Here is a 12,499-nt window from a genome sequence, read left to right as displayed (position 1 = left end):
GTTGAGCACGCCTGCACGAATCGATACCTCGGTCGCCTGGGAGCCGATCGCGCGCGCCCACAGGCAGGGGCCCGTGAGTATCTTGAGGCGGTACATCAGGGTCTCTGCAAGCGAGCGCCGGTGGTAGCCGCTCTCTTGCTTCCATTCGCTCCTGCTGCTCTGGGCGATTGCATCGATGGCCGCATTGCGCCACGCCGCACCGGGCGTGCTGTCAGGCCAGGGCATTGCGCCCTCGCGTGGTGGAATAGACGGCGTAGCGGCGCGCGCGGCAATCTGCGCGTGGCACGGCCTGGTGTTGTAGGCGCCGTCGCCACCAGCGGTGTCGATCGCCACGTCAGCGGGAATCTGGTCGAGCAGATCGGGCAGCACTTCGCCATCTCCCTCGTCCTGATGCGTCATCAGCGCGGCGCAAATCTGGCCGGTGTTCGCGTCCATCGTCAGATGGACCTTGCGCCAGGTGCGGCGCTTGGACCAGCCGTGTTTACGGACCTTCCACTCGCCTTCGCCGTAGACCTTCGGTCCAGTACTATCGACGACGAGGTGCAACGGCTCGCCGGTGTGCAGCACTGGCAGCGCGACCTTCAGGGTCTGCGCGCGGCGGCACCGGCAAGCCGGCGAAGGCAAGCTGCCCAGGCTGAGCGCGAACCCTTGGAGTGCGCGCAGTGGCAGGCGAAAGACCTGCTTGAGGCCGAGCAACATCTGCACGAGCGCATCCGGGTAGACGCAGGGGCGGCCACGGGCACGTACGTCCAGCTCGGGGGGGCGCCGCGAACAGGCTTGGGTCGATCTAAACCGTCACGTCCCCTCGAGCAATGAGGCCAGCGTTGTACTGCGCCCAGTTCTTGACGCGGTATTCGGCTTTCGAACTCGATTGCTTGCTGGTCGTGTCCTTGCGCATCTTCTCGGCAAAAATCGAGAATGTACGCAGGAAACCGAACTGTTATCAGAGCCACGCCCGTACGGTGTTGCGCGTAAACGTCAGCATGTCGCGGCCAGATTTATGCAACAACGCCACTCGAGGCGGTAATGTCAGAAGTCCCGGTGCTGGACTGACAACGCCGACGATTAGCGGCTGATAGCAAATTCGCTGGCACGCGCGACGGTCTTCGCCACGTTGTCCCCGACAGACGATCGGGTGAAACAGGGACATGCGCGCAAATTACCGACACGATGCAGGAACTCGGGCATGGCAACGTACGTGGAACGTCGCGATGGCAGTAAGGCGCAGGCGCGCAACTTCACGTGAGCACCTGAGTTTCTGCGACCTTCTTCCAAATTCTGCGGCGGCAGTCCGGTTCTATGTAGAGGTAAACGATCAGGTATGGCTGATTGCGCATCGTCAGAGCCTCGATTTTGCTCAAACTTCCTGAGGGCTTTTGATGGTGCAAAATGGTCCTCTTCGAGGCGCCATTGCGCGCGGCCGTACGCTCAAATCTTCCGTGAGGAACAGACCGTGTCACGTCGGAAACAGATATCTGACAACCTGTTGTCTAGTTTCTTGGATTTCTATTACGTCTGTAATCAGGCCATCAGCCTTCAAGAGATTTGGATTCTGGATCTCGTCCGATAGCTTTCGCATAGTGTCTTTAATAGCGCCTTCAGCACCAGACATCACTTTGCTCATCGTGTCCGCGCTAAAAACGCCGATGTGCGCCTGGGGATACGCCAGCACGGCTATTGGATCGAATCCGGGGCCGCTCATCGCATACACGCCGCCGGTGTAGGCTTTTCGGACGACAAGGAGTAGCTTAGGTACGTTGCATCTGACATGTGCTCTGAACAACTCCGCTGCTGCCAAAAATATGCCGCTATTTTCAGCTTCCCTGCCTATCATGAACCCGGGAACGTCGGCAAGGAAGATGATTGGCATGCTGGTCTTTGCAGCAATGTTTATCATCTTTGCCATCTTGGCCGCGGATTTCCGGTGGATGGCGCCGCTGTTGAATCGCGGGTTGTTTGCCACGATTGCCGCGAAATGTCCCTTAATGCGCGCATAGCCCGTCAGTGCTTCTCGCGCGTATTCGGCGTTTGTTTCAGTGAAGCTGCCTTTGTCGACAAAAGAGAGCAGCAAATGATGCATGTCGTAGGGGGTGCGGTGATTGGATGGAATCAGATTTTCAAAATCGACTGCGTCGGGTTCCTCATATTCAAGCGCTGTGTCTTTGACGAGGCAGCGTAGAAAATCTCTTACGCATTCAAATAAACGGCGTTCATCTTTGAACGCGAGCTGAACTGACCCCGAGCCCCTGCAGTGAACGTCTGTTCCGCCAAGCGAATACAGATCTGACTGCTCAGCCAGCATCGCCTTCACCATATCCGGACGGCCCATACATAGAGCCCCTTTCTCAGTCATCAACACCAGATCGGCGAGCATAATCGGAAGAGCCAACGGGCCTGACGTCGGTCCTAGTATTGCTGAGATCAGCAGATTGGCTTCTGCGAAGTCTGCAAGCGACGCGCTGACCCTGCCCATGCCTGCTGGAGACAAAAGCAATCTCGACATATCCGACGAGATTACTTTCGTTGTATCGAAACTGCCCACCTCTCCCGGATGATCCTGAATGTAGATCAACGGAGCCCGCTGGTCCCGGGCGTGATTCACTGTGCTTATGATTTGCTCGGCGGTACGCCATTGTCCGGCTCCCTTGAACATACAGTCTTGTCCACGATTCATGACCAGAAACGACTTGACCGAATTGATTAGTCCCTCGCCGCAGAGGAAGTGGGCGTCCGCTCTTGGATAATGGTCCACAAAGCTACCCGCGTCAAAAAGCATGCTTATTCTTTGCGACGAAATCTGCATGGATTGCTTACCTCCGAGCAGTGCGTGAGCGTTTGGAAGTCCAGCGCCAGCGCGGCTGAAAGTCGCGTACGCTACGAAGCAAGAATCTCTTCCACAGCGGCTGCCATCAGGAGGAGCCGGCGGTCTTGGCCGCGTGCGGCATCAAGGCTTATTCCCACGGGTAATGCATCGTTCGGCGCCACAGGCAAGGTAATGGAGGGCATTGCGACATTGCTGGCGAGGTCGGTGTTGCGTATTACGTCTGCGAACAGTCCTGGACGCTGTGCATCGCTAACGTGAGGAGTGCTGCGCGGGACAGTGGGATAAGCGAGAAAATCGATCCCTTGGGCGTTGAGCAGTGCATTCATTTGTAGCCGCAAAGCGTTAATGTTCTGTACTGCGGCGGTATAGTCTTTCGCGGAGATCAGACTTCCGTCAAGGTGTTGGTGAATGATGCTCCTCACGCACTTGTCATGGATGTTGTCGAACACAGCATTAACCCTACTTCCCCATCCAAACGAGAGCAGTGCGCGCGGAAAGTCCGTAAAAAATTCGTAGACTGGAATAGTAAAAGTGCCGAACTTATTTAATTCGGAAACAACCGCGTCATCGAGGTCGACGCACTGAAAGCCTGCGCGAGTGAGACGCCTGATCGCCTGCCAGCAATGCATCCGAACATCATCATCCAAGTCGTCCCACATGGAGCGTGGAAGACCGATTCGACAGCGAGTATTTGTTTGTTTTGACGGGATTTGGCTATCGGAGCTCAGCAAGTCGTATAGAAACAAAGCGTCTTTTGCCGTTCGCGTCAGGAGGCCCGGTGAATCCTTCGTGCGTGAAACCGGAATGATTCCGGCTGAAGACCAACGGCCACTTGTTGGTCTGAAACCCGCTATGCCGCAAAAGGCCGCAGGTATCCTCACCGAGCCGCCAGTGTCGGTTCCAATCGCCATCGGGACAATACCCGCTGCCACAGCTGCGGCGCAGCCGCCGCTGCTTCCGCCGGCCAAATGGCCCGGAGCCGCCGGATTGCCCACGGTTCCCCAATGGGGATTGACGGACGTGATTCCAAAGCTCAGTTCATGCATGTTGTTCTTGCCGGCGACGACGGCGCCGAGGGATTTGAGCTTTCTGACCACAAGTGCGTCGCGTGTGGCTATACAATCTTCCATGCCCGGTGTCCCGGCGGTTACAGGGAGTCCCTTGACGCAGATATTGTCCTTTGTAGAAAAAGGAATGCCGTAGAGTGGCGCGCCTCTCAGATTGTCCCTCGCTCTCGCGAAGTGCGCCTCCGGGCTGCGAGCACGTATGAAACAGTTTAGATGTGTCTGGTTAGCTTCGGCGTTCAGTGCGCGATCCCGGATCTCTTCCGCTGTAACTGTTCCAGACATTATGACGTCGCAAAGCGATTCAAGAGTGTTTTGAAAATGCATGAAATTTTGCACGTGGGAGGTCGGGGAGTGCGATATTAGTAGCAGTAGGCACTGCGTATATCGTCAAGAGGGTTGCCAGGTAAAAGATCACCCCCGACGCTACGTATAACGGCGCATGCGCTGTTGATCGCTGTCTGCACGGCTCCCTCAATCCACCCACCGGTGAAAGAACAGCCGCATCCTGCCAAGTAGAGCCCTGTATCGCTTGCTGGATCGTTTGCCGTCTGGAATTGAAAAAACAGACGCTGCGAATAGACATCCTCACCTGGGTAGTTGAGCTTGAAGGCGCCGGACGAATGCGGATCTGTCAGCCAGTCATGATGGAGGACGCAGCGTTCATAGTCCTCATCTGCAGGGACGAGGTGACGCGCAAGTTCTGGATGGAAGGTAGACAGGTCGTCGACGAAGCACTCGCACCGCTCCTTTTTGTCTGAAACACTCAGCAACTTGTGAGCGTCGTCCTCCCAAGTGTAGCTGAGCAAAACCACACCCCGACCATCTGGATTGTGAGGTTCGTAATCAAGGCAGTATACGCCTCGTGCGAAGCTGTCAGACTGGATGGTGACGGGCAGTTTCTTGTTTATCCAGAACTTGTCTCGGGTGAGCATGAAGAGCTTTGACGATCCAGTCAGGTGAGTTTCTCTGACTGCTCTGGAAACGTCGCGGCTGAGAAACGTTTCGTCATCTGTCAAGCAATGAACCATCTGCATCGCCCTGTTGTTGCTGGTGACGATCACCCGGTCAAAGGTCGCAATTTCGTTATTGTCGGTCACGAGCTTGATCTCTGCACCTTCTTTGTAGATGCGACCGACGCCGCTGAAGCGAACCCGTTCGGCGACGGTGCTTCCATAAATATTCTCGTTTGCAATACGTTCAGCCAACGTTGAAATTCCGCACGAGATGAGGCGTTGATCGTCCATGTAACCGTTAATGACGAGACGCAAAATTTCGGTGAATCCGGCCTGATAGACGGAGAGAAAACCACCCGAGCCAATCCCAAGAGATCCAAATAGCTCGAAGTCGTACGGCCTTTCCCAAGCAGTACCTCCAGGCGGGCAAGGACCCGTGAAAATGGTGACGATGGCGGCATAGAACGAACTGTCGCGAAATAAATCCAGCCATGTTTGCCACGCGGCGCATGCCTCATTAAAGCGCTGCGATTTCAACATGGCCGTAATTTCGGCCGGCGCGACGAGAGATGTGCCATTGATCACGCATCCATCCTGCAAGAGAGCTCTCCAGCCTTCGTGTACACGCCTGAATAGAGGCGGTGGGGGATTTCCGGCCGGCCAGATATGGCGAACGCCGCGATAATGTAGTTCCGTATCAACGACTCCAGGATCGGGGAACGATGCTGTGGTGGGAATATCGTACCGGTCAAGGTAATGAAAAAGACCGGTCGCACTTGGAGGAAACCGCATTGCGCCCATTTCGGCGATGAGATCTGGGTGCTCTGAATCAAACGGCTGTGACCACAACCTGCCGCCAATGCGATCGCGAGCTTCAAACACAGTGACGTCGCCTACACCTGCTCGCATCAGTTCGTTCGCGGCCACAAGGCCGCTGACGCCTGCCCCCACGATAGCAACGCGTGGACTTGCGATATCCGAGGAAAGCGTTCCGATTGCCCCAACAGATGCGCCCCGCTCCAAAAACGGAGCATAGTCATACAGTAGATCGACGGTCGGCGATGGAACTTTCGAAGATGTGACGTAGTTTTTCATGGATTCCTCTCCTGTAATGGCAATGCATCGAGGCGAAAGACGATGATGGCGGGAATGACGCACGCATCTCGATAGAACAAGTCGAGATCCTATAATTCGTTGCCGATAACGTGTTGCTCGTCAGTAGAAAATGCCGCGCCGGAATGTCTATGCAATCGACGATAGCAATCTCCTGTAGCGGAATCAAGCAAGTAAAATTGATGTCTTTAGCAATCTGACGCGGGCTATGGATAGTTGTGTCGATAGTGTGAAAATGGAGGTGCTATACCTGAGATCCGACAATGTGCTCTGGGTCAACCTTAAGGGCGGTGACAACGATGGACTTTTCATCGGGTCAGAAACCTCGTCGCGCCCGCGCGTTTGCGTCGGGTCACGACGCCAGCACCTTGATCCATGTGCCATTGCAAGCGTGTGACGCTTCATTGTTCTCTTTTCCATCTCATTGCCTGTGAGCTCAATAGCGCTCGACGAGCACGACCAGTGGACCTTCCAGCATTGGCTTCCCTAACTGCAGAAGGGTGGGTTAGGCGTGCTCCACGAAATCCAAAGCCAAGCAACGCATCGCTCGTCCTCACACGGCAATTACGCTGACGCACGGGTGCCGGGGAGTGCGTATTTGGAATAGGCGAAGACATCGCTACTGCACAGATGGACAACCAGTTCATGACTGGTCTTTTGGCGTCCCTTGATGATTTGCACCCAGCAACATATACATTGCCGGTACGACGAATAGTGTGAACGCAGTGCCGATCGACAGTCCGGTGAAGATCACCAGGCCCATTGCGTTCCGGCCTGCTGCGCCCGCGCCCGAGGCGACGACTAAGGGCAGTACGCCGAGCACCATGGCGACCGTCGTCATGAGGATCGGGCGCAGGCGTGCACCTGCGGCTTCCTCCAAGGCTTCTCGCTTACCGCGGCCCATGCGCTGAAGCTGGTTCGCGAACTGCACGATAAGAATCCCATGTTTGCTGACGAGCCCCATGAGCGTGACAAGTCCGACCTGCGTATAGATGTTGAGCGTCGAAAAGCCGGTATTGATGAAGACGAGAGCACCGAAGAGCGCCATTGGGACGGATACCAAAATGACTAGCGCATCGCGGAAGCTTTCGAACTGCGCTGAAAGCACAAGGAACACGATAATCGTTGCGAACGTGAGCGTGACCAGGAAGTTACCAGAATCTTGCATGAACTGGCGCGATAGCCCTGCGTAGTCGGTGTTGTAACCTGCCGGAGCTGCGTCGGTCGTGGATTTACGAAGGAAGTCGAGAACTTCGCCCTGGGAGACGCTAGGTGAGATCACAGCGGAGATCGTTGCCGCATTGAGTTGCTGGAACCGATTGATCGATTCGGGGACGACCGTTTGCTTCAGGTACGCAACCGTCGCCGCCGGAATCATGTTGTCGTCCGGCGTGCGCAAGTAATAGTCGAGTACCTGTGACGGATTCAGTCGATCTATTTGCTGGACTTGCGGAATCACCTTGTATGAGTGGCCAGCGATCGAGAAGTAGTTTGCGTAGTTACCGCCGAGTGCAGCGCCTAGCGCCTGTCCCACATCGCTTTGCGTGAGGCCGAGCGACGCGATCTTGTCGCGGTCAACCGTGACGACGGCTTCAGGCTCGTCGATCCTTAGATCGCTATCGACAAAGAGAAACATGCCACTTTCACGCGCTTTCTGAAGCACGGCTTTCGTCACCTCGTCGAGATTCTCGAAGGGCTCTGTCGTGCTGATCACGAATTGCACGGGGAAACCCTGTGCGCCCGGCAAAGGCGGGAACTGGAACGCGGCGACACGAGCACCAGCAACGCTATTCCACCTCTGCTGAAGGTCCTGTTGTAGGTCGGTTGCGCCTCGTTTCCGCTTGTCCCACGTCTTGAAGAGCACGCCGCCGAAGCCCTGATTCAATGTCGGCAGGCCGGTCAACTGAAACATCTGGGCATACTCGGGCAAGCGCCTTGACATTTCTAATACCTGATCGGCGTATGTCTGCATTTGCTGGACTGTGGCATTAGGCGGCCCCTGGATCAGCGATAGCACGATGCCTTGGTCCTCCTGCGGCGCAAGCTCTGCTTGCGATGTCGAAAAGAGATACACGGTTCCGCAAAGCAGCATAACTCCCATGACGACGAACACGGAAGATGTGTCGAGGGCCGCATGCAAGAGCCGGGCATAGCCGGCATGCACACGATCTAGCTGTCGATTGACGAAAACGGCGAAACGCCCGGACTCGTGCACGTTCCGGAAAATGCGCGAGCACATCATCGGCGACAGGGTTAGCGCAATCACGCCTGACACCGCGACGGCGCTCGCAAGGGTGAACGCAAATTCAGTGAACAGGGCGCCTGTCAGGCCGCCCTGAAAGCCGATAGGCAGATATGCGGCGATCAGCACGGCGGTCATTGCCAGAATCGGGCCGCCAAGCTCGCGCGCGGCGGCTAGCGCGGCTTCCATGGGAGGCTTGCCTTCATTCATGTGGCGGTCGACATTCTCAACGACGATGATCGCATCGTCGACCACGAGCCCAATCGCGAGCACCATCGCGAGTAACGTCAACAGATTGATCGAGTAACCGAGCAACTGCATCATGAAGAACGTGCCAATCAGCGAAAGCGGCATCGCGACCACGGGTACGATGACGGCGCGCAAACGGCCGAAGAAGAGGAAGATAACGGCCGTGACAATCAGTAACGCCTCGACGAGCGTCTTCACTACTTCATCAATCGCGCTGTTGATGAAGTCTGTCGCGTCGTAGACGATATCACCAGCCATCCCCGTCGGGAACCGCTTTTGCAGATCGGGAAACACCGCTTTAACGCGTCTGGCCACATCGAGCACGTTTGCGTCAGGCGCTACCTTGATTCCGATAAACACAGAACGCTTGCCGCCGAATGCGACGCTGGAATCGTAATTGTCCGCGCCTAGCACGACATTGGCAACGTCCTCGAGACGCACTATCACTCCGTTCTTCTGTTTGACAGCCAGTTTCTGAAAGTCCTCCACCGAATGGACATCGGTACGCGCGTTTAGACTAACGCTGGTCATCTGGCCTTTCGTTGTGCCGAGTGTCGCGAGGTAGTTATTGTTGCCGAGTGCTGTGTAGACATCAGAAGCAGTGACACTATGCGCTGCGAGCTTGGTTGAATCGAGCCATGCGCGCAATGCGAACTGGCGACCGCCCAGTATCTCCGCGGTCTGCACGCCCTGAATGGAGTCGAGCTTCGGCTTCACGACGCGCAGCAGATAGTCGGTGACATTGTTGGGCGGCAGCACGTCGCTGTAGAAGCCCATATACATCGCGTCGGTGGTCTGACCCACCTGCATCGTCAGCACCGGCTGCTGGGCCTCGCGTGGCAACTGGTTACGCACTGACGCTAACTGTGTATTGATCTGGGTGAGTGCGCGGTTCGGATCATAACTCATGCGTAGCGTCGCGTTGATCGTCGACACGCCCGTGCTGCTTTTCGACGACATGTAGTCAATGCCCTGCACCTGAGCGATGGCCGCCTCCAGCGGCTGCGTGATAAACCCAGCCATTGTGTCGGCGCTCGCCCCGTAATAGGAAGTGGTAAGCGTGACTACGCCCGTCTGGGTTTGGGGATATTCACTGACCTTCAGCGTGGAGAGCGAACGCAAGCCTAGTACGAGGATCAGCAGGCTCAGCACTGAAGCGAGGACCGGCCGGTTAAGAAAAATGTCGGTGAATTTCATCGGGCGGCCTCTCACTGCTCCTGAGGCGTCGGAGCAGGGCTGTCCGCAGGTAGCACACGATTATTGATGACGAGCGGTGTGCCGTTCTGTAGCTTGAGCTGACCGCTCGTGACGACCTGCGCGCCCTCGTCGAGACCCTTCAGGATCGCCACCTGATCGCCGCGCGTGGGCCCCGGCGTCACGAATACCTGTTGCGCCACCGGCATCGTTTCACCGTGCGCGTTTTTGTGCTCGCTCGGTCTAATGACGAATACCGTTGCACCGTACGCATTGTGCGCGATCGCGGTTTGCGGCAAGGTCAGATAGCGCTGCTCGCTACCTACATCGATCTTCACGTTCGCGTACATGCCGGGCAACAGCTTGCGCTCGCGGTTGTCCAGGACGGCTTCGATCTGCACGTTGCGCGTCGTGCTGTCCACGCGCGGATTTATCGCGCGGACTTGGCCGCCGAAGCTGAGGCTCGCAAATGTGCTCGTATTTACGGCGACTTGCTGTCCGGCCTCGAGATGCCCCAGTTGCTCCTGGGGTAGATGAAAGTCGACGTAAATGGGATCGACGGCTTGCAGGGTAACAATTGCGTCCCCCGGGCTGATGTACTGGCCGGGATTAACGGTGGTGATCCCCACGCGTCCTGCGAAAGGTGCGCGAATGGTTTTCTTGGCGACGAGGGCAGCTTGCTGTTCGACTTGCGCCCGTTTGCTCTTCAGTTCGGCAGTGTCGGCATCCAACTGCGCTTTTGAGATGGCCTGAATCTCATACTGTGCCTTGTCGCGCGTGTAAACCGTTTGCGAAAGGTCCGCGGCAGCTTGTAGCGATGCGAGCTGTGCGCGATCAGAGTCGTCGTTGAGGCGCAGGAGGACCTGTCCAGCTTTCACCTCCTCTCCGGAACTGAATTCGATCTCGCGCACGAGGCCTGCCACTTCTGTCGTCACGTCGACGCCGCGCACTGCGCGCAGGCTGCCCGTGGCGGAAAGCTGTGGCTGCCAAGTCTGATAGCTGACCACAGCTGACGTGACCGTGGCGGCGGCCATGCCATCGCGCATCATGAATTTTTTAATGGTATGCGCTTTGTAAAGATTGAAGCCGATCAGCGTGCCGAGCAGACTGCCCACGCAGATCAGCATGATGATCATCCGTTTTCCTGTTGGTCTTTTCGTCGTCATCGTAGTGTCCTTGCACGGCAAACTCTCGAGGCACGAGCGTCTTTAGCGCGCTGCCCGGGAAACGTATGCAGCGCGCAGCAATCGTCATGAGCATTCACTGGGAGCGGAGACCGGCGTTGGCATGCCCCTTCTCGTCATACGCCGTGTCATTCCACCAACTACCACCCAGTGCCTGGAATAACGCGGCTGTATCTGCATAGCGAGCTGCTTGCGCCTGCGCGAGATTCACGACGGCCTGCTGATATTGGCGCTGTGCGTCGAGCAGCGACAGATAGCTGAGTCCGCCGACTCGAAACTGTCCGCGCGTCACATCCAGTGAACTGCTAGCCGCGCGCGAGGCTTCGGTTTGCGCGGCAAGAGCAGCCGCGTCGTGATCGAGTGCGCGCAATGTATCCGCCACATCTTCGAATGCGAGCAGCACGACTTGCCGATATCGCGCGTTGGCCTCGTCAAATGCGGCTTCCGCCGCCCTTTTCTTTGCGGTCAACTGCCCACCATGGAATATTGGTTGGGTGAGTCCCGCGCCGATGTTCCAGATCATGTCGGCATACTTCAGCATGCCGGCCGGCGTTAAAGACTGCGGGCCGTAATTCGCGGAGAGCATGAGTTGTGGATAGAGGTTTGCCGTGGCGACTCCGACCTCGGCGCTCGCCTGGTGCAGCACGGCATCGGCGGCCAAAATATCCGGCCGCTGCCGGACCAGCGAGGAAGGCAGACTGACCGGCAAGGTTTGCGGCAGCGTGAACATCGACATCGTGAATTCGGGCACACCTGTTTCGCTCGGTAATCTGCCCGAAAGCGCGGCAAGCTGGTGTCGAGTCCGATCAAGCGACTGCCGCAGCAGCGGTAGCGTCGCCCGTGTTTGCGCGACTAGCGTCTCTTGCGCGAGCACGGCAATCCGGTCCACACCGCCGAACTCGAATTGCTTGCGCAGAACGCCAAGCTGCGTCTCCTCGTCGGCCACAATGTTCTCGGTCGCGCTGATCTGCTCACGCAGCGACGCTTCCTTGACGGCAGTCGTGACGATGTTTGCCGACAGTGCGAGGTAGGCGCCTTGCAGCTGAAAGCGCTCAAAATCGACCTGTGCGCCCAGCGATTCGAGCTCGCGCCGAACACCACCAAACAGATCCAGATCATACGAAACACTTACTGATGCGTTGTATAGAGTCAGTATTTTGTTGACGTTGGGCTGCCCCAACGTCGCGCCGTTCAGCTTTTCACGTAGAGCGTTGGGCTTGGCATCGACAGATGGGTAGAGTGCGCTCCCTGCTTGTGCGCGCAGATCCTCGGCGGCTCGGCGTAGCGCGGCACTGGCTGCTGCGATCGTTGGGCTGTGTTTAAGTGCTTCGCTTATCAGCGTGTTGAGCGGCTCGCAGCGATAGAGCGTCCACCATTGAGCAGGCAGGTCGCCGCCGGCCGCGAACCGCTGCTCAAGTCCCGCTTCGCCCTGCGACGATGCCGTGCGATCAGGTAAAGGCGTCGGTGTGTAACGCTGAATCGTGGGTGGCGCTGGAGGGTGGTATTCGGGGCCGACCGTGCAGCTGGCCAGCGAGCCGAGCAGTGGAAACACTCCAGCGATTACTGCGGCACGCATGACAACCGGGCCTGTTGTGCAGTGAAAAGCTGCCGCGCAAGATTGCGGACGCAAACGTGCACGACCGGAGCTGCAATGGACCTCGTCATTCATCTAT

Annotated in this window: 6 protein-coding genes and 1 pseudogene; all 7 read right to left on the bottom strand. The window is 57.1% G+C overall.

From position 1 onward, the window contains the following. Positions 1-898, bottom strand: a pseudogene (locus tag M3I54_RS34975) (IS5 family transposase); the annotation flags it as partial. Positions 899-1,456: 558 nt separating this feature from the next. Continuing rightward, positions 1,457-2,803: a carboxyl transferase domain-containing protein gene (locus tag M3I54_RS34970; RefSeq protein WP_254344033.1), complete on the bottom strand. Its 1,347-nt coding sequence runs from the start codon at positions 2,801-2,803 to the stop codon at positions 1,457-1,459. 71 nt (positions 2,804-2,874) lie between these two features. Then, a complete protein-coding gene (locus M3I54_RS34965) occupies positions 2,875-4,215 on the bottom strand; it encodes an amidase family protein (protein ID WP_133189704.1) in 1,341 nt (446 codons plus the stop codon). Positions 4,216-4,250: 35 nt separating this feature from the next. Then, the gene (locus tag M3I54_RS34960; RefSeq protein ID WP_133189702.1) at positions 4,251-5,939 is read right to left on the bottom strand and encodes an NAD(P)/FAD-dependent oxidoreductase; all 1,689 of its coding nucleotides are present in this window, start codon (positions 5,937-5,939) and stop codon (positions 4,251-4,253) included. 661 nt (positions 5,940-6,600) lie between these two features. Then, entirely contained in the window at positions 6,601-9,645 is a 3,045-nt protein-coding gene (locus M3I54_RS34955; RefSeq protein WP_254344031.1) for an efflux RND transporter permease subunit, read from the bottom strand. A gap of 11 nt (positions 9,646-9,656) precedes the next feature. Continuing rightward, positions 9,657-10,808, bottom strand: coding sequence for an efflux RND transporter periplasmic adaptor subunit (locus M3I54_RS34950; RefSeq protein ID WP_254316868.1), 1,152 nt, complete (start codon positions 10,806-10,808; stop codon positions 9,657-9,659). A gap of 94 nt (positions 10,809-10,902) precedes the next feature. Then, positions 10,903-12,402 carry an efflux transporter outer membrane subunit gene (locus tag M3I54_RS34945; protein WP_375541821.1) on the bottom strand — a complete coding sequence of 500 codons (1,500 nt, stop codon included), beginning with the start codon at positions 12,400-12,402 and terminating at the stop codon, positions 10,903-10,905. Positions 12,403-12,499 lie beyond the last annotated feature (97 nt).

Source organism: Paraburkholderia sp. CNPSo 3274 (assembly GCF_024206475.1).
GTDB lineage: Bacteria > Pseudomonadota > Gammaproteobacteria > Burkholderiales > Burkholderiaceae > Paraburkholderia.
The sequence above is the reverse complement of the archived record's forward strand: the minus strand, read 5'-3'. Positions and strand labels throughout refer to the sequence as shown.